We start from the raw sequence: 22,251 nt of genomic DNA, 5'->3' as shown, positions 1-22,251 counted from the left end.
GGAGCGCCGTCGGGGGGCGGTGGCCGGGCCGGTGGGAGCGCCCGAAGGTGGCCGGGCGAGGCCGGGCGGGTATCCGGAGGGTCACGGCCGGTCCGCCTCCGCCGGCAGGGCGGGCGAGTGCGCCCAGGCGCCGGTCAGCGCGCGCAGGCCGTACGCCAGGAGGCCGAGCGCGGTGGCGGCGCAGGCGAGGGCGGGTACGGCGGCGGGTCCGGCGTGGCGGATCAGCGTCTCCACCGGGGCGCCGAGCGGCGTCAGTCCGGGGAGCCGGGCGGTGAGCACCAGGGCGGGGGCGAGCGCCTCCAGGGCGGCGGCGGTGGCGAGGCCGGCCGCCGCGGCCCGGGGGTAGCCGTGGACGGCGAGCAGCCGGGCGAGGAAGAGCAGCACCCCGAGGGCGGCCGCGGCGGTCAGGTCCGTGGTGCCGATGCCGCCGAGGACGGCGCGCGCGCCGGTCAGCAGCGCCAGCAGGGCGCCGAGGAAGAGGGCGGTGGCGCCGAGGAGCAACGGGCGGATGCGGGCGGCGAGTTCGGTCAGCCGGCAGCTTGCGGCCAGGCCGCGCCGGCCGCGGCGGGCGAACCAGCGGGCGCATCCGGCGGCGGGCGCGACGGCGCAGGCCAGCGCCACGGCGGTGGCGGTGGCGGCCCGGGGGTGCGGCGGCAGATCGGGCCCGCCGCCGAGGAGTTCGGTCAGCAGCCAGTCGCCGTAGACCGCGTAGCCCACGGTCCAGCAGATCCACAGGCCCGCGGCGCCGCCGCCGTGGTGGCGCGAGCGCAGCGGTCCGGTGCGGACGGCCAGCCGGACCGCGAGGGCGGTGAGCGCGCCACCCGCGACGGTGACCGCCGGGCGGGTCAGGGGAGTTGACGGTTCGACGGCGGCGAGCGCGGCGACGGTCGCGGCGCAGACCGCGCCGGGCAGCAGTTGCAGCGCCGCCCGTACGCCCAGGGACCGCGGTGCGCATTCGGCCGCGGGCGCGGCGGCCTCGGTGTCCTCGGCGCGCGGCACCCGGGCGTACAGCTCCTCGGCCAGCGAGAAGACGTCGCGGTGACGACAGCGGGCGGCGGTGCGGTCGGTGACGCCGTGCGCCTCCAGGCCGGCGGCGATCTCCAGCGGGTCGACGGCGTGTGCGCACAGCTCCCGGTGGCGGTGCATCAGGGCCCGTACGGGGTCGGCGGGGCCCCGGCGTACGGGGCGTGCGACGGCTTCCTTGCGGGTGGGCGCGGTCATGTTCCCTCTCCTCTCCCTGCGGACGGGACGGGAACGGCGCAGGCCTGCACGCCGGCGCCGTCCCGTCCCTCCCCCGCCGCCCAGCTGGGCGTCCGCCCCGCGCAGGCCGCGGCCCAGTGGCCGGGCACATGGGACTCGGCGGGGCTGTCGAACGGCCGCGGCACGCCGTCCGCGTAGGCCGCGCCGGAGGCGGCCGGGCGGCCCGGGGCGTGCGAGATCAGCTCCAGGTAGATGCCACGAAATGCCGCGATGTTCTGCTCCACGGTGAACAGTTCGAGCGCCCGCGCGCGGGCCGCCGCGCCCAGCCGGGCCCGTCGGTCGGGGTCGCCGAGCAGCGCGCGGCAGGCCTCGGCGAGGGCATGGGGGTTGCGCGGCGGGACCATCAGGCCGGTGCCGCCGATCACTTCGGGGACCGCTCCGGTGTCGGTGGAGACCGTGGCGCGGCCGCAGAACATCGCCTCGACCAGGGAGCGCGGGAATCCCTCGACGGCGCTGGAGAGGACCAGCACCGTGCCGCAGGCGTAGGCGTCCTCCACGGTGGGCACCTCGGGGCTGCCGATCTCCTCGAAGCTGACGGGGTTCTCGCCGGCGGTGCGGTCGTCGGCGGCCTCGTCGGGGAAGAGCTGGGCGGCGAGCGCCCGGCAGTGGGCGCGGTAGCCGGGCGCCTGGGGGTCGCGGCCGACGCCGCCGATGATCCGCAGGGTCGCCTCCGGCTCGCTTCTGCGGATCTCCGCGAAGGCGTGGAGCAGGCCGATGATGTCCTTGGCAGGCTCGATGGCGCCGACCCACGCCAGGGTCTTGGAGTCGTCGGCTTCGGCATCGGCGACCGCGGCGAAGCGGCCGGCGTCCATGCCTTCGTGGACGGTGCGCAGCCGGGCGGGGTCCGCGCCGCAGCGCTGTTGCCAGCGCCGGGTGTGGGTGTTGCCGGGGGTGATCAGCGCCGCCTGGGCGTAGGTCTCGGCGGCCAGCGCCTTCTGGAAGGCGGCGAGCAGGGCGCGCACCGGCGCTGTCAGGGGCGCCGTGGCGCGCGCGAGGTAGTGCTCGCGCAGCCGTACGCCGTACTCGGTGACCAGGAGCGGGGTGCCGAAGAAGCGTTTGGCCAGCAGCCCCGGGAGGGCGGCGGCACCGCCGGAGGTGGCGTGGCAGAGGTCCGCGCCGCCCAGGCCCTGGGGGTCGCCGTACCAGTCCAGCGAGAGGGGGCGCAGCGCGCGTTCGAGCTCTTCGGTGACGGTGAGCAGGTCCCGTACCTGGGCGCCGTGGGCGGCGGGCAGGGCGCGGGGGGCGCGGCAGGCGGCTTCCAGGATGCGTACGGCGTCCTCGGAGCGGAGCAGCGCGGGCAGGCCGCCGTGGGTGCGGGCGAGGTCGGCGAGCCCGTAGAGCCCGGCGGCGAAACGGTCCGCCTTGTCGATCATGAGGTGGTCGGGGCCCGTACGGCCCTCCCCGGCGGGCGTCGCGGTGAAGGCCGCCGCGAGGTCGGCGAAGTGGCCGGCGAAGCGGCGCCGTTCGCGCCGTCCGGCGGCGCGGCCCCAGCGCTCCTCGGCGGGGCGGCGGTGCTCGTCGGGGAAGGCGCCCCACAGCGGCGCGGTGCCCGCCGGCCGTACGTGTGCGGGCAGCCGTGGCGGGCTCCCGGCCGCTTGGCGGGGGTGGGTGGTCAGGGCGTAGACGTCGAATTCATGGGTGGTGAGCCCGCGCACGAGCCGGTCGCACCACGCGTGCGACTCACCGGTCGCATACGGATAGCCACCCTCGGTGAGCAATGCGATGCGCATCGAGTGCACCCCCGTTCCCTCTGTCGGCGTCCCTGGCGCGACGGCCGGGCCGTCACCTGCAGGAAGAAGCTATGCAAAGGCGCCGGTGGCGCGATGGACGGTTGTCCGTCGCGCCACCGGAAGGGGTGAACGCGCGTAACTTTCCACCCCTAGGGGCGTTTCGACGCGCTATGTGAGCGTCAGGCGACGGTCCGTAGCGCCCGCCTATCTGCGGCGACCCGGGGATCGAGTACCGGAACGGCCGTCAGGAGCTTGCGGGTGTAGGGGTGTTCGGGGCGGTCGTACACGGTGTCGACCGGGCCTTCCTCCACGATGCGCCCGGCGCGCATCACCGCCACCCGGTCGCTGACCGCCCGCACGACGGCCAGATCGTGGGCGATGAAGATCATCGCCAGGCCCAGTTCCCGGCGCAGTCGGCCCAGCAGTTCCAGCACCTGCGCCTGGGTCGTGACATCCAGCGCGGAGACCGGTTCGTCGCAGACCAGCAGCCGGGGCGAGGGGGCCAGCGCCCGCGCGATGCCGACCCGCTGGCGCTGGCCGCCGCTGAATTCGTGCGGATAGCGGTGGTACCACGCCGGGTCGAGCCCGACCAGCTCCAGCAGTTCCTCGGCCCGCCGCACCACACCCGCGTCGTCGAGCCCGCCCGCGGCGCGCAGCGGGTCGGCCACCGATTCGCCGATGCTGCGGCGCGGGTTGAGCGAGGCGACCGGGTCCTGGAAGACCATCTGCAGCTCGCCGCGCAGCGGCCGCAGCGCGCGCTCGCCCAGCGCGCCGAGGTCGTGGCCGCGGTAGCGCAGGGTGCCCGCGGTGGGGTCCAGGAGGCGGACCAGCATCCGGCCGACCGTGGTTTTGCCGCTGCCGGACTCGCCGACCAGGCCGAGCGTCTCGCCGGCCCGTACGGTCAGCGAGACGTCCTCGACGGCGGTCGTCCGCGCCCCGCGCCGCCCGAACTCCCGCCGCAGCCCGACGGCTTCGAGCAGCGGTTCCTCGGGGGCCGCCGCGAAAGGCGCCGCGGGCCGTTGCCGTACGGCGTCCACCCGCGGCACCGCCGCCAGCAGCTCCTTGGTGTACGCGGCCCGCGGCGCGCCCAGCACCTCCCCGACGGGCCCGCGCTCCACGGCCCGCCCCGCCCGCATCACCAGCACCTCGTCCACGCTCCCGGCGACCACGCCCAGATCGTGGGTGACGAGGATCAGGCCCATGCCCGTCTCGGCCCGCAGCTCGTGCAGCAGGTCGAGGATCTGGGCCTGGACGGTGACGTCCAGCGCGGTGGTCGGCTCATCCGCGATCACCAGCCTGGGTTCGCAGGCCAGCGCCATCGCGATCAGGGCGCGCTGGCGCATCCCGCCGCTGAACTCGTGCGGCCGGGAGCGGGCGCGGCGGGCGGCGTCCGCGATGCCGACCCGCTCCAGCACCTCCACCGCGCGGGCGCGGGCGGCGCGCCGGGACACCGCCGGCCGGTGCACCCGGTGGACCTCGGCGATCTGGTCCCCGATGGCGTAGTACGGGTCCAGTGAGGACAGCGGGTCCTGGAAGACCATCGCGGCCGTCCCGCCGCGCAGCCGGCGCAGCCGCGGCTCCGGGGCGGCGAGGACGTCCAGGCCGTCGACCCGGACCGTGCCCGTCACCCGGGCACCGGTGCCCCGGTGGAGGTCGAGCAGGGCGGCGGCCACGGTGGACTTGCCGGACCCGGACTCCCCCACGATGCCCAGCGCGCGGCCGGGTGCGAGGGTGAACGAGAGCCCGTCGACGGCGCGTACGGCGCCGTGTCCGGCGTCCCCGGCGGCCGGGAAGGTGACCGCGAGGTCGGCGACCTCCACCAGGTCTCCCCTCGCGTCCGGTTCTGTGGTCACGTCAGGGTCACCCTTCGGTCGGCGAGTGCGTACAGCACGTCCGCGACGGCGTTGGCGAGGACCACGGCCGCGCCGATGCACAGCACCGTGGCGACGACCACCGGCAGGTCCACGGTCCGCACCGAGCGGACCAGCAGCTGGCCCAGGCCCGGCAGGCCGAAGAGCGTCTCGGTGAGCATCGCGCCGCCGAACATGGTGCCGAGGTCGATGGCGTTGAGCGCGATGACCGGTGGCAGCGCGCCGCGCAGGGCGTGCCGGCCGATGACGGCGCGCTCGCGCAGGCCGTAGGCGCGGAAGGTGCGGATATGGTCCTCGGCCAGCGTCTCCAGCGTCGAGGAGCGGGTCAGCCGGGCGTATTTGGCGGATTCCAGCAGGGCCAGCGCCGTCCAGGGCAGCAGCAGGTTCCAGGCCCACTGCTCGGGGTCCTCGGACAGCGGCACATACGTCGGGAACGGCAGCCACTGCAGATACCCGCAGAAGATCATCAGTAGCAGCAGCCCGGTGATGAAGACCGGGGTGGCGGTGCCGGTGAGGGTGAGCACGGTCAGCACCCGCTCGGTCGCCCCGCCGCGGCGCAGCGCGGACAGCAGCCCGGTGCCGACGCCGAGCAGCAGCCACAGCACCATGGCGCCGAGCGCGAGCGAGGCGGTGACCGGCAGCCGGGCGGCGAGCAGCTCGGTGACCGGCCGGTCGTTCTGGTACGAGAGGCCGAAGCAGGGCGCGTGGCAGTGCAGTACGCCGGTGCCGGTGGAGTAGTCGCGGCCGGCGACCAGGCCCTGGAGGAAGTGCAGATACTGCGCCAACAGTGGCTCGTTCAGGCCGAGTTGCCCTCTGACCTGCCGGAGCTGGCCGGCGTTGCAGCGGGGGCCGCAGGCCAGCTTCGCGGGGTCGCCGGGTGCGACGTAGAAGAGCAGATAGACCAGGACGGAGAGCAGGAAGAGGACGATCAGCGCGCCGCCCAGCCGGCGCAGGACATAACCGGTCATACGGCGACATCCTCCTTCTGTGTCTGCTGCGTCTGCTGCGTCTGCTGTGTCTGCTGCGTCTTGAGGGCGCCCGCTGCCGTGGCCGGCTTTCCGGCCGCCCGCTCGGCGCCCCGGGTGCCGACCCGCAGCCGGGACCGCTCGCGGGGATCGAGGGCACCGCGGACCGCATCGCCCACCACGGTCAGGGCCAGCACGGTCACGAACAGGAACGCCGCGGGCAGCAGCACGTACAGGGGGTCGGCGCGGAACCAGGTCGTGGCGGTGGAGAGCATCTGGCCCCAGGACGAGGTGGGCGGTTTGACGCCGATGCCGAGGAAGGACAGCGAGGCCTCGGCCACGATGTTGGTGGGGACGCGGATCGCCGCATAGGTGATCACCGGCGCGGCGAGCGCGGGCAGCAGCTCCCGGCGGGCCACCCGCCAGGGCCGCGAGCCGCCCAGCCGGGCCGCCGCCACATGATCCAGCTTCTTCAGCGTCAGCGTCTGGGCCCGGACGATCCGCGAGGTGCCGCCCCAGTCGAGCAGCCCGATGACGAGGACCAGCAGCAGCGGCCGGGGGAAGCCGGCCGGTACGACGGCGGTCAGCGCGACGGCGAGGACCAGCATCGGCAGCGCCAGCATGACGTCGGTGAAGCGGGAGAGGACGGTGTCGGCGAACCGCCGGCCGAAGCCCGCCGCGAGGCCCACCAGGACGCCGATCAGAATCTGGACGACGGTGGCGCCCAGGGCGACCAGCAGCGAGACCCGGGCGCCGTACAGCAGCCGGGCGAACAGATCGCGGCCGGTGCCCGGTTCGACGCCCAGCCAGTGGTCACCGTCGATCCCGCCGTACGGGCCGGCCGGCACCCCGCCGCGCGCCGAGTCGATGAGCGCGTCGTGGTAGGCGGTGGGGTCCTGGCCCTCCAGGGCCGACAGCAGCGGCGCGCCGAGGGCGAGCAGGGCGAGTACCGCGAGGACGGCGGCGGCCACCACGGCCGACGGGCGGGCGCGCAGCCGCCGCCATACCCCGCTTTCGTGAAGGTTCGTCACTTGACGGCGACCTGCGAGATGTCGAGCACGCCGTCCCAGTCGCTGATGACGACGTTCTTGACGTCCTTGCCGTAGAGCCGCTTGTAGACGGGGTGGAAGAGCGGCACGGACAGCGCCCGCTCGCCGATCTTCTTGTCCAGGGCGCCCCACCGCCCGGCGGCCGCGGCGAGATCGGTCAGCTTGTTGATGTCGTCGATCTCGTGGTTGACGGCCGGGTCGTCGAGCTGCGCGTGGTTGAAGTTGGAGGCGTCCTTGACGATCTGCCGACCGTCGAAGATCGGCGCGAGGAACGGCCCGCCGGAGGGCCAGTCGGCGCCCCAGTGGCTGATGAACAGGCCGGGCTCGTCCTTGATGCTGTGGGTCTTGTCCTTGTAGTCGTTGTCCTCCAGGCCGGCCAGTTTGACGGTGATGCCGGCCTTCTCCAGCGCTTCCTGGACGGCGGTGGCGACCTCCGGGCTGGTCTCGAAATTCTTGGCCGTGGAGTGGGTGAGGGTGACGGTGAGCCCCTTTGCGTACCCCGCCCGCTTCAGCAATTCCTTCGCCTTGGCCGGATTTCCGGTCTTTCCGGCGGGGAAGGGGTCGGCGGGCGTGTAGCCGAAGGACTTCTGGTTCGGCAGGAAGGTCGTCGCGGGCTCGGCGAGCGAGGAGCCGCCGGCCGCGTTGACGACGCTTTGCCGGTTGATGGCGTAGGAGATCGCCTGCCGCACCTTCGGATTGCCGAAGGGCTTCACCTTCGGGTTGAAGGCGAGGTAAGTGGTGTAGCCGAAGTGGCCGGTGCCGACCCGCTTCTGGAGTTCCTTGTCGTTTCCGATCTGGGCGAGTTCGGCGGGCCCGAGATTGGTGTCGGTGGTGACCGCGGCGGCGTCCGCACCCGAGCCGGTGGACAGCCGCTGATTGATGACGGCGGAGTCGAGGCCCGACCTGACGTCGATGGTGTCGGGGTAGGCGTGGCGTTCCTTGTCGGTCTTCCGCGACCAGTGGGGATTGCGTACGAGGAGGAGACGCTCGCCGTCGCCGGTGTTCTTGACGACCTTGTACGGGCCGGAGGAGACCGGGTGTTCCTCGTATTTCGTTCCGGTGTCCTTCTTCCGCGGCACCGGCGCGAACTGGGTCCCCGTCGCCAGCAGCGGGAATTCACCCTCGGGCTTGCGGAGGTGGAAGACGATGGTCTTTTCGTCGGGGGTCTCGATCGACTTCAGGCCGTCCTTGGAGGTGTCCTTGTACGGGCCCTGATATCCGTCGCCGCCGACCAGCCAGTCCCGCAAATAGGGGGCGCCGCCGGAGAGTTCCGCGGCGAAGGACCGCTCGATGCCGTATTTGATGTCGGCGCTGGTGATCGGCGAGCCGTCCTCGAATGTCAGCCCGTCCTTGAGGGTGTAGGTCCACACCGTGGCGTTCCTGCTGGGCCGCCCGGTGTCGGTGGCGAGGTCCGGCACGACCTTGGCGCCGGCCGCACCGTTCTCCCGGTTGCGGGTGGTCAGCGTGCGGAAGACCAGGGTGGGGACCTTGCCGCCGCCGGAGGTGTAGAGCCGGGCGGGGTCGAAGTCGGTCTGCGGCTCGGAGTTCAGGACGGTCAGCGTGCCGCCCTTCTTCGGCGCGCCGCCGCCCTTGGCACCGGCGTCCTCGGGGCCGCAGGCGACGGCGCCGCCGGCGAGGACGACGCTCACCGTGGCCGCGGCCACCCGGCGGGCGGTGCGGGAGGGATGACGGGAAGGGGCCGGTCCGGCCATGGCGGGGTGCCTTTCGCAGCAGGATGCACCCGCAAAAGGCGGCAGGGAGGGCGCGATGCTGCGCGAGGCCGCCCCTGCGGACACGTAAGGAGGTGAACTACGCGGATACGCGGGGGATGTACCCCGGTCCGGACGAAGGCTCTGGGCCGCGCCGCTACGGAACCGGGTCGGTCTCAGCGACAGTCGATGTCGGCCACGCACTGCACGGACACGCCGATCAGCGCCAGCTCTATGGCGGCGCTGTCGGTGGCGTGGCGGTGCGGCATGCGCAGATCATGGAACGAAGGTTCGCGCCCTGGCAAGGCGTCTCAGGATGAGAGACACCCCGTCTCACGGCCGGCGACCGTCGACTCACGGCCGGCGGCCGCGGAACGCCCGGATCACCCGGCGAACGGGATCACCGTACGGACGGATACGGCCAGGAGTTGGGCCGGCAGGTCACGCCGTCCGTCGTCAGGAACTTCGTCTGCTGCATCATCACCGGGGCCAACGCGCCCTGTTTGGTGCAGGCCTCGTGGTTGTGCCCGAGCCGGTGGCCGACCTCGTGATTGATGAGCATCTGGCGGTAGGCGAACATCTTGTCGGGGCCGTAGGTCTTCGCGCCCTGCGCCCACCGGTAGGCATTGATCATGACGCGCTTGGTGGCCGCCGAATCGCAGGAGACGTTCTCCTCGGCGGTGTCCAGACCGGACTTGGCGCACCACGCCGCGGTCGTGCCGGGGCTGGCCAGCGAGATCACGAAGTCGGCGGGGCCGGACGCCACCCGCTGGAAGGTCTGCTGCCCGCCGTGCGCCCAGCTCCGGTCGTCGTTGAGGGTCTTGTGCACGGCCTCGGCGAAGAGCTTGCCGTCCAGCGGCAGGCCCTCCTCGATGTCGACGCGGTAGCGCCACACCTTGCCGTGCCCCGGTGCCTTGGCGTCCCCGCCGACGGGGGTGAACTTTCCACTGGCCGTCAGCTTGGCGTCGAGCGGGAAGACCTGCGCCATCTGCGCCTCGTACGAGGCGGGCTTGGCGTCGTGGGTGGGGCGGGTGCCCGACCGGGAGGCCGCGCCCTCGGCGCCGTCCGGGTGGTCCGCACCGCTCTGCGGCTGCGGCGCGTCGCCGTCCTTGCGCTGGTCGGCGACCTGGCCCGCGATGACCACGGCGAGCACCGTCGTCACCGCCGCGGCGGCCGCGCCCGTGAACGTACGGCCCTTGGCGCCCTTACGGCCCGGCCGCCCGTCCTCCTCCTCCAGACCCTCGGGGTCGTCCCCGTCGTCCGTCCCCGCGCCCTCGGCGTCGAGTTCGGCCTGCCGGTCCTGCTCGGACATCTCGTCGCGGTCGAAGACCACGGACCGTCCGGTGAACCGGCCGCCGGGCGGGATCCCGTCGGACATGCCGCCGGCCGGGGCGTCCGCCCCGGGGCCGTACGGACCGGCGCCGGGGCCGCCCCGCCCGGGCGCACCGGCCCGGAAGACGTCGTCGTCCTCGAAGGCGTCCACATATTCGGCACGTGGCGCGCCGGCCGGTCCGCCGACGATCCCCTGGACCGAGCCGACGCCCATGGGGCCGGGCGCGCCGTACCGGGGCCGGCCGCCGCCGCCCGGTGCCTCGGCCGCGCGCGGCCGGGGGATCCGCGGCCCGCCCGGCGCGGGCGTCGTGGGGAACGTGCTCGTGGGGACCGCGCCCCAGCCGCCGCCGGGCTCGCGCTGCTCGGGATGGCCGCCGCGGACCTCGGTGCCCGGGTCGCCGGTGGGTGCCTGGCGCCGACGGCGCCCCGAGCCGGGTCCCGGTCCGGGGAGCGTGCCGCCCGGCGGTGCGGACGGCGGGGCCGAACCCGGTATGTCGCCTGCGGATTCCTGCCGGCCTTGGCGGCTATGACGTCCCACGGGGCGTGTCAGCTCCTGCCCGCATCAGCGGTCACATCGGTCACATCTTGTCCATCGGGCGCGGCGTTCGCCTCGATCAGCTCACGGAAGGCCCGCGCCACCGCCTCCGGGTACTCCATCATCGCCACATGCCCCGCCTCCGGCAGCGTCAGCAGCCGCGAACCGCGGAACGCCGCGGCCGCCCGCCGAGCCATCCGGTAGGAGACCAGGCGGTCGCGCCCACCGTAGACGAGAAGCGTGGGCGCGAGCACCCGTTCGGCCTGACGCCACAAATTGTGCTGCCCGCCGAGCGTGTAGGCATTCACCAGGCCGCGCGCGGAGCGCTCCATCACCTCCCAGAAATAAGGGAGTTGGAGCCGTCGCGCATACTCCTCGACGGCGGTGCCGAGGCCTTCGGCGGTGATCCGCGCGGGGTCGCCGTAACACAGGGCCAGCACCTCGCGGGTGCGGCGCTCGGGCGTCCAGTCGCGGGTGGCCTTGCTGAAGAGCCGGGCGACACCCGGGACCGCGAGCAGCGCCGTCGGCACGGCCGTCAGCTGGGGCCGCAGTTCGGGCAGCGCCGGGGAGATCAGGGTGAGGCTGCGGACGAGGTCGGGGCGTACGGCCGCCACCCGGGTGACGGCGGCGCCGCCCATGGAGTTGCCGATGAGGTGGACGGGGCCGCGCCCGGCGGCGTCGAGATGGCGGATGACCGCGCGGGCCTGCGCGGAGACGGAGTAGTTGCCGTCGACCGGGGGCGGCGAATGACCGAAGCCGGGCAGATCGAGCGCCTCACCGTCGACCCGGTCGGCGAGCAGCGGCATCAGGGCGGACCAGTTCTGCGACGAGCCGCCGAGGCCGTGGACGCAGAGCGCGGGCTCGCGCCCGGGCGCGTCGCCGTCGGCCGGTGTCTGCGCGGGTGAACGCACGTACAGCGTCAGGCCCGACAGGGTCACGGCGCGCACCGTCTCCGCCGCGCCCGCCCGGGACCCGGGGCCGGCCGGGGGTACCTGAGGTGCGGCGGTACGGGCGTCCGGCGAGTCGGTCGAAGACATGCAGTCGATGTTACGAGACGATCACGCCCCCGATTGTGTGTTCGCGGTCACACACCGCATCGCGCTGCCGGTGCCGCTCTCCTACGCTCGTATCAAGGGCAGCCGCCCCGGCCCCTGCCGCGAGAAAGGGAGCCATGATGCCCTCCGACCCGACCGAACCGGACACATTTGAGGACGAGAACAACATGACGGAGTTCGACGTGGAAGCGCCCGAGCACGACGCCGCCGAGCAGCACGCCGAGGTCTCACCGCAGCACGACGACCCGCTGACCGCCGTCGCCGCCGACACCGCCAACGAGGCCGACGTCGCCGAGCAGGCCCGCGTGGTGGAACTCAACGAAGACGAATACCGATGACCTGGACTGTTATGTCGGCTTCGGCCGGCGGTCCCGGGCAGAAATTCTCCCCTCGGACCACGCACAGCCGGGTTACCCAAAAGTACGATGGCGGGCGCGGTGCACCATCTTGTGCGTACCGCGTACGGAACAACTTCTGGGAGGCAGCGTGAGCGCCATCGAGCAGACCGAGGCGGCGCGCCCGCGGGGCACACGTCTGCCACGCCGCGCCCGGCGCAACCAGCTTCTGGGCGCTGCCCAGGAAGTCTTTGTCGCGCAGGGCTATCACGCGGCCGCGATGGACGACATCGCCGAGCGGGCGGGCGTCAGCAAGCCGGTGCTCTACCAGCACTTCCCGGGCAAGCTGGACCTGTACCTCGCGCTGCTGGACCAGCACTGCGAGGCGCTGCTGCACTCGGTGCGTACGGCGCTGGCCTCGACGACCGACAACAAGCAGCGGGTGGCGGCCACGATGGACGCCTATTTCGCCTATGTCGAGGACCCGGGCGGCGCCTTCCGGCTGGTCTTCGAGTCGGACCTGACGAATGAACCGGCCGTCCGCGAGCGGGTGGACAAGGTCTCGCTGGAGTGCGCCGAGGCGATAAGCGCGGTGATCGCGGAGGACACGGGCCTGGCGCGCAACGAAGCGATGCTGCTGGCGGTGGCCCTGGGCGGGGTCTCGCAGGTGGTGGCCCGGTACTGGCTGTCGTCGGAGAGCACGGTCCCGCGCGACACCGCGGTGCAGCTGCTGACCTCGCTCGCCTGGAAGGGCATCGCCGGTTTCCCGCTGCACGGCGCCGACTCGCACTGATGATGTTCGCTGCGGGCGTGTTCCGCGGCGTCCTGTCCGTCCCCGCGCCGGGCTAATGTGTGCTCCGTACGGCGCGGACGACCGCGCATCCTCCCCTTGGCGGCGCCAGGGGGACCCCGGACCGTCGGAGGGACATAAGCCGTGGAGGTCAAGATCGGCGTGCAGCACGCGCCCCGCGAGATCGTTCTGGAGAGCGGGCAGTCTGCCGACGAGGTCGAGAGCGCTGTGTCCGATGCGCTGAGCGGCAAGTCGCAGCTGCTGAGCCTGGTGGACGACCACGGTCGCAAGGTGCTGGTCCCTGCGGACCGGCTGGCCTACGTGGAGATCGGCGAGCCGACCGCCCGCAAGGTCGGTTTCGGCGCGCTCTGAGCAGCGGGGCGTCGCACGCGGCGCCCGCAGTCGGTGAAGGGCGGCACCCGGAGAGCTTGTTCTCCGGGTGCCGCCCTTCACCGTTTCCGCCGTCCGGCCGCCTTGCGCTTGCCGTCGGACCGGTGTCCGCACACATGGCTCACGCGAGGGTTGCCCCGTGTATCCCCTGGGTACGACGGGTAACAACCGACTTGTTCGTCCGGATTGTTCGCCCGGTCGGGCTTGTCGCGTTCGTCAAGTTTGACTGTTTGGCACGCGGGAGGGAACGGCATGATCTGGGAAGCGCTCGGCGCCGTCTTCATCGGGTTCGTCATCGCCCTGTCCGCGACGCACTGGCTCTCCGACCGGTTTCCCTCACGCACGCTGACGCTGGCCACGGGGCCGGTCGCCGCGCTGTTGGGTGCGCTGCTGACCCGCTCGATCCTCGGCCCCGGACACCCCGTACAGGTGATGATCGCCGCGCTGGCCGTGGGCGCGGCCCTGCTCTCGCTGCTGGTGCGGCCGCCGCGCCGCCGGGTGCGCCGGCCCGCCCCGCGCCTCAAGGGGCACCGGACGGCCTGACGCAGCAGCGTGACCGTCGGCCACAGAACGACCGGGGACCGGCGCCCGGAAGGGCCGCCGGTCCCCTGCTTGCCCGTGAGTGCGTTACGCGGCGAGCCCCAGCGCCGCCATCCGCTTGGTGTGCGCCTCGGTGATCCGCGAGAACATCCGGCCGACCTCGGCCAGGTCGAAGCCGTCGGCCACGCCGCCGACCAGCATCGTCGAGAGCGCGTCGCGGTCCGCGACCACCCGCTGCGCCTGCGACAGCGCCTCGCCCATCAGCCGCCGCGCCCACAGCGCGAGACGCCCGCCGACCCGCGGCTCGGCCTCGATCGCCGCCCGCACCTTCTCGACGGCGAACGACGCATGCCCGGTGTCGTCCAGTACGGCCAGTACGAGACCCCGGGTGTCCGAGTCCAGCCGGGCCGCGACCTCGCGATAGAAGTCGCTGGCGATCGAATCTCCGACATACGCCTTGACCAGGCCCTCCAGCCAGTCCGACGGCGCGGTCTGGCGGTGGAACTCATCCAGCGCGGCGGCGAAGGGCTCCATGGCCTCGTTCGGCTCCGCCTCGATCTGGGCGAGCCGTTCCCGCAGTCGTTCGAAGTGGTGGAATTCGGCCGAAGCCATCTTGGCCAGTTCGGCCTTGTCGTCCATCGTCGGGGCGAGCTTGGCGTCCTCGGCCAGGCGCTCGAAGGCGGACAGCTCGCCATATGCGAGCGCGCCGAGCAGATCGATCACGGCGGCCCGGTAATGCGGGTCGGCGGATGCCTGCGCCCAGTTCTGGGCAGCGATCCCGGTGAGTGCTTGCGCGTCCGCGGCGGTGTCAGGCGTCTCCATGACCGGCACAATAGCCCGCCGGGCGCCCCTGGGAAGGCCCTGGTCAGCCACCGCGCTCCGGCTCCCGCGCGCGAGCCGCCGACCCCGTGCTCCCGGGGTACGCCGGGGCGTGACCTATTTCTCACTCATACAAGCCTTCGGATCCGGAGCGATATCCGGGGTAGAGTGATAAAGGACCTGCCGAGGAGTCGGTAGGTCTCTCCACGAAAGCGGATGCCCGGTCGGTGGCCCGATCGGCTCCAACCGACCGCCCGCCCCCGCGAACGCGTACGAGAGGTACGCACAGCAGGGGGCACACCGCTCGCGGCAGGAGTGCCTGAGCGTTGGCAGTGGTCCCGCGCCATCCGGCTCTCTCAGGTCGGCCCCCGTACGAACAGGTACGACGGCACGGTACGACCCCCTTCGCCGCCTCATGCCGCGTCTCACAGAAGAGGCAAGATTCTGTCTACGTTCCGAGAGCTCGGGATTTTCCCCGAGACCGCCGAGGCCCTTGAAGCCGTCGGCATCGTTTCCCCCTTTCCCATCCAGGAGCTGACGCTCCCCGTCGCCCTCTCCGGCAGCGACGTCATCGGCCAGGCCAAGACCGGCACCGGCAAGACCCTGGGCTTCGGCCTGCCGCTCCTCGAGCGCGTGACGGTCCCCGTCGATGTCGAGGTGGGCCGCGCCAAGCCGGAGCAGCTGACCGAGGCGCCGCAGGCCCTCGTCGTCGTTCCCACCCGCGAGCTGTGCCAGCAGGTCACCAACGACCTGCTCACCGCCGGCAAGGTCCGCAACGTCCGGGTGCTGGCCATCTACGGCGGCCGCGCGTACGAGCCGCAGGTCGAGGCGCTGAAGAAGGGCGTCGACGTCGTCGTCGGCACCCCCGGCCGCCTGCTCGACCTGGCCGGCCAGAAGAAGCTCAACCTCTCCCAGGTCAAGAGCCTGGTGCTCGACGAGGCCGACGAGATGCTCGACCTGGGCTTCCTGCCCGACGTCGAGAAGATCATCCAGCTGCTGCCGGCCAAGCGCCAGACGATGCTGTTCTCCGCGACCATGCCCGGCCAGGTCATCTCCCTGGCCCGCCGCTACATGTCGCAGCCCACGCACATCCGCGCCACCGCGCCGGACGACGAGGGCCAGACCGTCGCCAACATCTCCCAGCACGTCTTCCGCGCGCACTCCATGGACAAGCCGGAAATGGTCTCGCGGATACTGCAGGCCGAGGGCCGTGGTCTGGCCATGGTCTTCTGCCGTACGAAGCGGACCGCTGCCGATATCGCCGACCAGCTCTCCCGGCGCGGCTTCGCGTCCGGCGCGGTGCACGGCGACCTCGGCCAGGGCGCCCGCGAGCAGGCGCTGCGCGCCTTCCGCAACGGCAAGGTCGACGTCCTGGTCTGCACCGACGTCGCCGCCCGCGGCATTGACGTCGAGGGTGTGACGCACGTCATCAACTACCAGTCCCCCGAGGACGAGAAGACCTACCTGCACCGCATCGGCCGCACCGGCCGCGCGGGCAACAAGGGCACCGCGGTCACCCTCGTCGACTGGGACGACATCCCGCGCTGGAAGCTGATCAACAAGGCGCTGGAGCTGCCGTTCGACGAGCCGGAGGAGACCTACTCCACCTCGCCGCACCTCTACGAGCAGCTGAACATCCCCCAGGGCACCAAGGGCGTCCTCCCCCGCGCCGAGCGCACCCGCGCCGGGCTGGCCGCCGAAGAGGTCGAGGACCTCGGCGAGACCGGCGGCCGCGGCCGTGGCCGCAAGCCCGCAGCAGCCGCCGAGGAGGAGCGCCCCCAGCGGACGCGTACACCGCGGCAGCGCCGTCGTACGCGGGGCGGGTCGGCGCTCGAAGCGGCCGGTGCCCCGGCAACGGCGGCCGGTTCGCCGGTCACCGCGGAGGCGGCGCCCGCCGAGGGCGGCGCCGAGCCGCGGCAGCCGCGCCGGCGTCGCCGCACCCGTGGCACGGCGCAGGCCGCGGCCGTGACGGCGCCCGCGGGCACCGAGGCCGTTGCACAGGCCGCGGTGGCCGCTCCGGTCGCCGAGGCTGTGGCCGAGGCACCCGCCGCACCGCGCCGACGCCGTACGCGGGCCGCCCGCCCGGTGGCTGCGGAGGCCGCCGTGGAGACGGTCGAGGCCGTCGCCGTGACGGAGCCGGCCGAGGCGCCGGCCGCGCCGCGCCGGCGTACCCGGAGCGCGGCGAAGGCCGCCGTGGAGGCTCCCGCCGAGGCCGCCGTGGACACCGTCACCGACGCGCCCGCCAAGCCGAAGCGGACCCGTAAGACGGCCGCCGCGAAGGCCGCCGAAGCCGCCGTGGACACGACCGCCGACGCGCCCGCCAAGCCCAAGCGCACCCGCAAGGCCGCTGCGACGAAGCCCGCCACCGACGCGGTCGACGCCGCGGAGACGACGGTCGAGGCCAAGCCGAAGCGGACCCGTAAGACGGCCGCCGCCAAGGCCGCCGAAGCCGCCGTGGACACGACCGCCGACGCGCCCGCCAAGCCCAAGCGCACCCGCAAGGCCGCTGCGACCAAGCCCGCCACCGACGCGGTCGACGCCGCCGAGGCGCCGGTCGAGGCCAAGCCGAAGCGGACCCGTAAGACGGCCGCCGCCAAGGCCACGCAGGAGAGCTGACCTTCAGCACGCCGACGGCCCGGCTTCCGCACTGCGCGGGAGCCGGGCCGTCGGCGCTTCTCCGTTCCGGGCCGTCCGTTAGCCTCACGCCATGAGCACGCCACCCACCCTCAAGCTCCCTCCGTGTGCCCGCGCATACCGGCTCGAGACCGGGCGCGGGACGTTCGCCGTGCACGACGCCCGGCCCGACGGCGCCCCGGCCGGTACCGCCCTGCTGGTGCCGGGGTTCACCGGGAGCAAGGAGGACTTCATCGCGCTGCTCGAACCGCTGGCCGCGGCCGGGTTCCGGGCGGTCGCGGTGGACGGGCGCGGGCAGCACGAATCCCCCGGGCCGCACGACGAATCCGCTTACGAGCAGCGGGAGTTGGCGCTCGACGTACACGCCCAGGCCGAAGCCCTCGGCGCCCCGGTGCACCTGCTGGGGCACTCCCTGGGCGGCCTGATCACCCGGGCCGCCGTACTCCTCGACCCGGCCCCGTTCCACTCGCTGACCGTGCTCAGCTCGGGCCCGGCCGCCATCGCCGAACCCCAGCAGGCCCGGGTGCGGATGCTGATCGAGGCGCTGGCGACGCTGGACATGGAAGCCGTCTGGCAGGCGATGCGCGCGCTGGACCCGGTGGAGACGCCGGACCGTGCCACGCCGCCGGAGGTCGGCGCGTTCCTGCACCGCCGCTGGCTGAACACCCTCCCCGAGCAGCTGATCGTGACCGGCCGTCAAATGCTGGCGGAGCCCGACCGGGTGGCGGAACTGGCGGCCGTCGAACTCCCCAAGCACGTGGTCTCCGGGACCGTCGACTATGCCTGGCCGGTGCCGCTGATGGACGCCATGGCCGAGCGGCTGGCCGCTCGACGGACCGTCATCGACGGCGCCGAACACTCCCCCAACGCCGAGCAGGCCGCCGCTACGGCGGCGGCCTTGGTCGAGTTCTGGCGGGGTGCGGTGTCGCTGCGCTCTGCCTGAGCCGAACGTTTTTGGCTGTCCCGCCGCGGGGGTGTGTCGCCGTTGCGCCTGCGGCGGGCCGGTCCGCTGCGCTTTGCCGCGGCCGACGTGTCCGGCTCTCCCGCCGTGGGGGGTGCCGCCGTTGCGCCTGCGGCGGGCGTTGCCGCTTGCGCGGGGCTGTTCGGCTGCGGGACCGGGCCTCCGGACTCCGTCCTGCGGCCCGCCCCCTCCCCGTTGAGAGTGGGAGAAAACCGTGGGGCGTACGCAGACGGTCAGCCACACCTTGTGGATCCATCACGGGAAACGGTCAACTCAACACCCGCCCCCACCAGCCCCCTCCCCACCCACGGGAGGGGACGGACCGTAGCGGCGAAGCCGTGTAGGGCCGTCACCGCACCCAACAAACCCACGCCCGCCGCAGGCGCAACGGCGAACAACCACCCACGGCGGGGTCAGCCAAAAACGCGGCCCAGGCAAAGCGCAGCGGACCGGCGGACCGGCGACTAATACTGCCCCTGCACGTGATCCCAGAAGCCGTCCCGCAGCACGCGTCGCAGGTCCGCATGGCCGCGCAGCGAGTGCTGGAGCAGTGCCTCGGCGGTCGTCAGCAGGTCCTGGTCGACCGTGCCGGGCAGGTACGGGTGGCCGGGCAGCAGCGTCGCCACCCACTCGCGGCCGCGTTCGGAGAGCCACTGGGCGGCTATTCGCGCGCCCACGAAGCGGACCTCCTCGCGGGCGGGCACCGGACCCTCGCTCGCCGGGGGCTCGGCGCAGGCCACGCCCGACCGCCGTGTGACGTACGGCTTGCAGAAGTCGAGGTCGAAGGTGCGCTGGCTGTCGACCTCCCACAGCAGTGGCTCGGCCTGGTTGCGGCCCCCGGCGGCCTCGATGCCCCACAGGTGCACCCGGGCGCCGTACCCCTGCGCCGCCTCCACCGCCGAGACCAGGTCCTCGTCACCCCCTATGAGCACCGCATCGCTGATGGCGCGGTGCCGGGCCAGCGACTCCAGGTCGCTGCGGATGAGGGAGTCGACACCCTTTTGCTGGTTGTTCGCATTGAGGTTGCCGAGGCGGACCTTGACGTCCGGCAGCTCGGCGATCCGCTGCTGTTCCTGGGTGTGGATGCGGCGGCGGGCGCCGTCGTACCAGTAGACGCGCAGCAGCCGGCTGTCCGGGAAAATCATCCGGGCCTTGTCTATGAAGGCCTCGATGATGCCCTCCGAGTCCAGCTCGAACGCCTTGCGGTCCTCCGTGCCGGCGACCAGCCGCCCCGCCGCGGCATAGACATAGCCCGCGTCCACGAACGCCGCGTGGGTGGAGGGGGTGGTGGCGACCTCGGCGAGCACCCGTGTGAGCAGCTCATTGGTGCGCTCGATACCTGCGGCGAGCGCGGAGAGGTCTGCGGGGCCCGGGGGCTGGACGTCGTTCATACCGGACCCATTCTCCGGGCGGTCACTCTGTGAGCACAACCGCTCCAACGGCAAGTACTTAGTTCCTCGAAAATTTTCTTTAGCGTAGGGAATGATTGCAGGGTGCGGGTCGTTGTACCCGTACGGAGCGCCCGGCAACGAAGCCGCGCGCGCCACACCACACAGTTCTCCTCAGGAGGATCAGACGAAGGGAGAAGCCGTATGCGCTTCGAGATCATGCGCCTGGACGATGCCGACGGCACCGCCGTGGACAGCACCGTCGTGGACGCCGCCTCCGTCAACCGGATCGTGCAGCAGGCCGCAGCCATAGGCCAGCGCATCTACATCCGCCCGGCCGACACGGCCGCCGCTCGCTGACACCGACGCCCGCCGATATCGACGCCCGCTGATAACGACGTCGAAGCGCCTCCGTACGGACCGTACGGAGGCGCTTCGCGTGTGCGGGCCGCGGTGAACAGTGCGGAAAGACCTGCTCAGGGGGTCAGGACGCCTGAATCACCTGCGTCACACCGTTGATGATCTGCTGCACCGCCAAAGCGGAGAGCATCATGCCCGCCAGCCGGGTGACGAGGACCACTCCCCCGTCCTTGATCACACGGATGATCACCAGCGAGAACCGCATCACCAGATAGAGCACGACATGAATCGCGGCGATCGCCGTCCAGACGGCGAGCTGGGCCGCGGCGCCGTGCGCATGCTGCACCGCGAGGATCACCGAGACGATCGCGCCCGGCCCGGCCAGCAGCGGCATCCCCAGCGGGACCAGCGCCACATTGACGTCCTTGGTCTGAGTGGGCTCCTCCGACTTGCCGGTCAGCAGGTCCAGCGCGACCAGCAGGAGCAGCAGCCCGCCCGCGATCATCAGCGCGGGCGTGGTGATGTGCAGCCGCCCCAGGATCTGCCGGCCGAAGAGGCCGAAGACGGCGATCACACAGAACGCGACGGCGGCCGCCTGCCAGGCCATCCGGCGCTGCACCTTGGCCGGGCGCCCCGAGGTCAGGGCGAGAAAGATCGGGGTGATCCCAGGGGGATCCATGATGACAAAAAGGGTGACAAAGAGCGTACTGAAGACGGCAACGTCGAACACGGTGATGGCCTTGCGGGATTTGAGGGTGGTACGGACGAGCCAGTGCCCGTAGGGGAAAGGGAAGGCGGGATGCGGGCACGAACACGGCAGGCGCGCGGCCTGCGTAAGGGTGGTCTGCCGAAGTGGCGCCGGGTGGCTCAGCCGCCCGCGCCGGGCACGGGGAAGGCGCCGGTCGCCCGGCGCACGATCTCGCCGTAGATCTCGGGGTCGGTGGTGTAGTCACCGAGGCGGCAGGTCTTGCGGCTGCCGTGGTAGTCGCTGGAGCCGGTGGTCAGCAGACCGAGATCGGCGGCCAGGCCGCGCAGCCGGGCGCGGGTGGCGTGGTCCGCCTGCTCGGGGTGATCGACCTCGATGCCGTCGAGCCCGGCCGCGGCCAGTTCGCCGATCACGCTCTCCGGTACGCAGGTGCCGCGCTTGACGGCCAGCGGGTGCGCGAAGACGGTCACTCCGCCGGCGGCCTTGACCAGCCGTATCGCGTCGAACGGGTCGAGTTCGTGCTTCTCGACATAGGCCCGGCCGTCCTGGCCGAGCCACTCGGAGGTGAAGGCATCCGAGACGGAGGCGATCAGGCCCAGCTCGACGAGGGCGGTGGCGATGTGCGGGCGGCCGACGGCGCCGTCCCCGGCGATCTCCGCCACCCGCTCCCAGGTGACCGGCACGCCGAGGTCGCGCAGCTTGGCGACCATGCCCTGGGCGCGCGGCACGCGGTCGTCCCGGACGAGCTCGCGCTCGCGGGCGAGTTCGGGCTCGTCGGGGTCGAAGAGGTAGGCGAGCATGTGCAGGCTCACGCCGTCGATCCGGCACGAGAGCTCGGCCCCGGTGACCAGAGTCAGCCCCGCGGGCAGCGCGGCCCGCGCCCCGGCATACCCGCCGACGGTGTCATGGTCGGTCAGCGCGACGACGTCGAGACCGGCGGCCGCGGCGTTGCGGACCAGCTCCGCGGGGGTGTCCGTACCGTCGGACGCCGTGGAGTGAGCGTGCAGATCGATGCGCACGACGCGGACTCCTCCTGGCTGCTGCGGGACGGACGGGGTACTTCGGGGCGACCGCACGGCGGTGCCCCCAGAAGGATACCGGCCGCCCGGACATGCCCCCGTCAGGCGGCGTACGTGCCCGGGGGCACCCGGACGCCGCGGTCAGCCCAGGATGCGCGGCGACAGCGCCCCGCACGGCAGCAGATCCACCTCGGCGCCGGCCTCCCGCAGATCCGTCAGCACCAGCTCGTCGTACATCATCAGGCCCGAGCTCTCCGGCCAGGCGATCGCCCACAGCCACAGCCCGCGCGCCTCGCCCGCGAAGACCGCGCGGTCGCCGGGCGAGCCGTCGACATGCCACATCGGGGTCGGCCGCCCGGCGGCCAGCACCTTGGCGTGCGGGCTCTTGTCCACACACATATGGGGGCCGGGGTCGGGGCCGTCTATCCCGGCGTAACGCGCGCCGAGGCCGACGCCCAGCTCCTCAGCGATCAGCAGCAGCTCACCGGGGCCGCCCAGCGGTCCGGGCCCCGAGCAGGCCACCGCGGTCGCACGGCCGCCGCTGCGGTCGTCGCCGGCGCAGGCCACGCCGGTGAACAGCCAGCCGACGGGGAGCGGCCAGGGCATCCACACGGGCACCTGCGCACGGTGCACGACAACGCCGAGCGCCTCGACGCTCGGCGGAACGACCGGCTGGAGCGGATGCACGATGCCGTGCACGCCGCACTGCCAGGAGTCGGAGAAAAGACCGGGCGCCCGCACCCGGCCACCGCACTTCGGGCAACTGGGTTCGCCCCTCATAGGGACCAACGGTCCTCCAGGCC

The 22,251-nt window shown here is 72.9% G+C and carries 21 protein-coding genes; 7 read left to right on the top strand and 14 right to left on the bottom strand.

Annotation, left to right across the window (positions count from 1 at the left end):
- Positions 1–81: 81 nt before the first annotated feature.
- From ACIRPT_RS17980 to ACIRPT_RS17940, 9 genes are all read right to left on the bottom strand, one after another.
- A complete protein-coding gene (locus ACIRPT_RS17980; protein WP_403828067.1) occupies positions 82–1,221 on the bottom strand; it encodes a hypothetical protein in 1,140 nt (379 codons plus the stop codon).
- Positions 1,218–2,990: a DUF3492 domain-containing protein gene (locus ACIRPT_RS17975; protein ID WP_403828065.1), complete on the bottom strand. Its 1,773-nt coding sequence runs from the start codon at positions 2,988–2,990 to the stop codon at positions 1,218–1,220. The genes ACIRPT_RS17980 and ACIRPT_RS17975 overlap by 4 nt, the downstream gene beginning before the upstream one ends.
- A 179-nt stretch (positions 2,991–3,169) precedes the next feature.
- Positions 3,170–4,843 carry a dipeptide ABC transporter ATP-binding protein gene (locus ACIRPT_RS17970; protein WP_403828063.1) on the bottom strand — a complete coding sequence of 558 codons (1,674 nt, stop codon included), beginning with the start codon at positions 4,841–4,843 and terminating at the stop codon, positions 3,170–3,172.
- A complete protein-coding gene (locus ACIRPT_RS17965; RefSeq protein ID WP_403828061.1) occupies positions 4,840–5,829 on the bottom strand; it encodes an ABC transporter permease in 990 nt (329 codons plus the stop codon). Before ACIRPT_RS17965 ends, ACIRPT_RS17970 begins: the two co-directional genes overlap by 4 nt.
- On the bottom strand, positions 5,826–6,857 hold the full coding sequence (locus ACIRPT_RS17960; protein WP_403828059.1) for an ABC transporter permease: 1,032 nt from the start codon (positions 6,855–6,857) through the stop codon (positions 5,826–5,828). Before ACIRPT_RS17960 ends, ACIRPT_RS17965 begins: the two co-directional genes overlap by 4 nt.
- The gene (locus ACIRPT_RS17955; RefSeq protein ID WP_403501156.1) at positions 6,854–8,587 is read right to left on the bottom strand and encodes an ABC transporter substrate-binding protein; all 1,734 of its coding nucleotides are present in this window, start codon (positions 8,585–8,587) and stop codon (positions 6,854–6,856) included. The genes ACIRPT_RS17960 and ACIRPT_RS17955 overlap by 4 nt, the downstream gene beginning before the upstream one ends.
- 173 nt (positions 8,588–8,760) lie before the next feature.
- Positions 8,761–8,853 carry an Ms4533A family Cys-rich leader peptide gene (locus ACIRPT_RS17950; RefSeq protein ID WP_403828057.1) on the bottom strand — a complete coding sequence of 31 codons (93 nt, stop codon included), beginning with the start codon at positions 8,851–8,853 and terminating at the stop codon, positions 8,761–8,763.
- A 131-nt stretch (positions 8,854–8,984) separates the two neighbouring features.
- On the bottom strand, positions 8,985–10,454 hold the full coding sequence (locus ACIRPT_RS17945) for a DUF3152 domain-containing protein (protein ID WP_403828055.1): 1,470 nt from the start codon (positions 10,452–10,454) through the stop codon (positions 8,985–8,987).
- 8 nt (positions 10,455–10,462) lie between these two features.
- Entirely contained in the window at positions 10,463–11,488 is a 1,026-nt protein-coding gene (locus ACIRPT_RS17940; RefSeq protein ID WP_403501149.1) for an alpha/beta fold hydrolase, read from the bottom strand.
- A gap of 137 nt (positions 11,489–11,625) precedes the next feature.
- On the opposite strand from ACIRPT_RS17940, the gene ACIRPT_RS17935 reads away from it, so the two are divergent.
- The 4 genes from ACIRPT_RS17935 to ACIRPT_RS17920 all read left to right on the top strand — a co-directional run bounded on the left by ACIRPT_RS17935 (position 11,626) and on the right by ACIRPT_RS17920 (position 13,564).
- Complete coding sequence (locus ACIRPT_RS17935) at positions 11,626–11,844, top strand: hypothetical protein (protein ID WP_403502236.1); 219 nt, start codon at positions 11,626–11,628, stop codon at positions 11,842–11,844.
- 148 nt (positions 11,845–11,992) lie between these two features.
- Complete coding sequence (locus tag ACIRPT_RS17930; RefSeq protein ID WP_403501146.1) at positions 11,993–12,634, top strand: TetR/AcrR family transcriptional regulator; 642 nt, start codon at positions 11,993–11,995, stop codon at positions 12,632–12,634.
- Between the two features lie 141 nt (positions 12,635–12,775).
- Positions 12,776–13,003 carry a DUF3107 domain-containing protein gene (locus ACIRPT_RS17925; protein WP_403501144.1) on the top strand — a complete coding sequence of 76 codons (228 nt, stop codon included), beginning with the start codon at positions 12,776–12,778 and terminating at the stop codon, positions 13,001–13,003.
- 270 nt (positions 13,004–13,273) lie between these two features.
- Positions 13,274–13,564 (top strand): hypothetical protein, encoded by a 291-nt coding sequence (locus ACIRPT_RS17920; protein WP_403501142.1) that lies wholly within the window; start codon positions 13,274–13,276, stop codon positions 13,562–13,564.
- An 84-nt stretch (positions 13,565–13,648) separates the two neighbouring features.
- Here ACIRPT_RS17920 and ACIRPT_RS17915 read toward each other — a convergent pair whose 3' ends face one another.
- The gene (locus ACIRPT_RS17915; protein ID WP_403828052.1) at positions 13,649–14,383 is read right to left on the bottom strand and encodes a ferritin-like fold-containing protein; all 735 of its coding nucleotides are present in this window, start codon (positions 14,381–14,383) and stop codon (positions 13,649–13,651) included.
- A 312-nt stretch (positions 14,384–14,695) separates the two neighbouring features.
- Between ACIRPT_RS17915 and ACIRPT_RS17910 the strand changes: the two genes are divergently transcribed.
- Together ACIRPT_RS17910 and ACIRPT_RS17905 are read left to right on the top strand one after the other, a co-directional pair.
- Complete coding sequence (locus ACIRPT_RS17910; RefSeq protein ID WP_403828050.1) at positions 14,696–16,996, top strand: DEAD/DEAH box helicase; 2,301 nt, start codon at positions 14,696–14,698, stop codon at positions 16,994–16,996.
- 91 nt (positions 16,997–17,087) lie between these two features.
- Positions 17,088–17,957, top strand: a complete 870-nt coding sequence (locus ACIRPT_RS17905; RefSeq protein ID WP_403828048.1) for an alpha/beta fold hydrolase — start codon at positions 17,088–17,090, stop codon at positions 17,955–17,957.
- A gap of 482 nt (positions 17,958–18,439) precedes the next feature.
- Here ACIRPT_RS17905 and ACIRPT_RS17900 read toward each other — a convergent pair whose 3' ends face one another.
- On the bottom strand, positions 18,440–19,366 hold the full coding sequence (locus ACIRPT_RS17900) for an NYN domain-containing protein (RefSeq protein ID WP_403501133.1): 927 nt from the start codon (positions 19,364–19,366) through the stop codon (positions 18,440–18,442).
- 201 nt (positions 19,367–19,567) lie between these two features.
- Here ACIRPT_RS17900 and ACIRPT_RS17895 point away from each other — a divergent pair, with 201 nt between their 5' ends.
- Entirely contained in the window at positions 19,568–19,723 is a 156-nt protein-coding gene (locus tag ACIRPT_RS17895; RefSeq protein ID WP_400063310.1) for a hypothetical protein, read from the top strand.
- A 124-nt stretch (positions 19,724–19,847) separates the two neighbouring features.
- Here ACIRPT_RS17895 and ACIRPT_RS17890 read toward each other — a convergent pair whose 3' ends face one another.
- The 3 genes from ACIRPT_RS17890 to ACIRPT_RS17880 all read right to left on the bottom strand — a co-directional run bounded on the left by ACIRPT_RS17890 (position 19,848) and on the right by ACIRPT_RS17880 (position 22,228).
- Positions 19,848–20,453, bottom strand: a complete 606-nt coding sequence (locus ACIRPT_RS17890; protein WP_403501132.1) for a MarC family protein — start codon at positions 20,451–20,453, stop codon at positions 19,848–19,850.
- A gap of 137 nt (positions 20,454–20,590) precedes the next feature.
- Positions 20,591–21,448 (bottom strand): PHP domain-containing protein, encoded by an 858-nt coding sequence (locus tag ACIRPT_RS17885; RefSeq protein ID WP_403828045.1) that lies wholly within the window; start codon positions 21,446–21,448, stop codon positions 20,591–20,593.
- A gap of 141 nt (positions 21,449–21,589) precedes the next feature.
- Positions 21,590–22,228: a DUF6758 family protein gene (locus ACIRPT_RS17880; RefSeq protein ID WP_403501125.1), complete on the bottom strand. Its 639-nt coding sequence runs from the start codon at positions 22,226–22,228 to the stop codon at positions 21,590–21,592.
- Positions 22,229–22,251 lie beyond the last annotated feature (23 nt).

Source organism: Streptomyces sp. NPDC101227, from assembly GCF_044767545.1.
Lineage (GTDB): Bacteria > Actinomycetota > Actinomycetes > Streptomycetales > Streptomycetaceae > Streptomyces.
Note: the sequence above shows the minus strand (reverse complement) of the source record. Positions and strands in the feature narration are given on the sequence as shown.

Excerpts from the sequence above, each read along its gene's own strand:
- ACIRPT_RS17980 (WP_403828067.1), bottom strand. The coding sequence starts at position 1,221 with ATGACCGCGCCCACCCGCAAGGAAGCCGTCGCACGCCCCGTACGCCGG.
- ACIRPT_RS17975 (WP_403828065.1), bottom strand. The coding sequence starts at position 2,990 with ATGCGCATCGCATTGCTCACCGAGGGTGGCTATCCGTATGCGACCGGT.
- ACIRPT_RS17965 (WP_403828061.1), bottom strand. The coding sequence starts at position 5,829 with ATGACCGGTTATGTCCTGCGCCGGCTGGGCGGCGCGCTGATCGTCCTC.
- ACIRPT_RS17955 (WP_403501156.1), bottom strand. The coding sequence starts at position 8,587 with ATGGCCGGACCGGCCCCTTCCCGTCATCCCTCCCGCACCGCCCGCCGG.
- ACIRPT_RS17950 (WP_403828057.1), bottom strand. The coding sequence starts at position 8,853 with ATGCCGCACCGCCACGCCACCGACAGCGCCGCCATAGAGCTGGCGCTG.
- ACIRPT_RS17940 (WP_403501149.1), bottom strand. The coding sequence starts at position 11,488 with ATGTCTTCGACCGACTCGCCGGACGCCCGTACCGCCGCACCTCAGGTA.
- ACIRPT_RS17935 (WP_403502236.1), top strand. The coding sequence starts at position 11,626 with ATGCCCTCCGACCCGACCGAACCGGACACATTTGAGGACGAGAACAAC.
- ACIRPT_RS17920 (WP_403501142.1), top strand. The coding sequence starts at position 13,274 with ATGATCTGGGAAGCGCTCGGCGCCGTCTTCATCGGGTTCGTCATCGCC.
- ACIRPT_RS17915 (WP_403828052.1), bottom strand. The coding sequence starts at position 14,383 with ATGGAGACGCCTGACACCGCCGCGGACGCGCAAGCACTCACCGGGATC.
- ACIRPT_RS17905 (WP_403828048.1), top strand. The coding sequence starts at position 17,088 with ATGAGCACGCCACCCACCCTCAAGCTCCCTCCGTGTGCCCGCGCATAC.
- ACIRPT_RS17900 (WP_403501133.1), bottom strand. The coding sequence starts at position 19,366 with ATGAACGACGTCCAGCCCCCGGGCCCCGCAGACCTCTCCGCGCTCGCC.
- ACIRPT_RS17895 (WP_400063310.1), top strand. The coding sequence starts at position 19,568 with ATGCGCTTCGAGATCATGCGCCTGGACGATGCCGACGGCACCGCCGTG.
- ACIRPT_RS17880 (WP_403501125.1), bottom strand. The coding sequence starts at position 22,228 with ATGAGGGGCGAACCCAGTTGCCCGAAGTGCGGTGGCCGGGTGCGGGCG.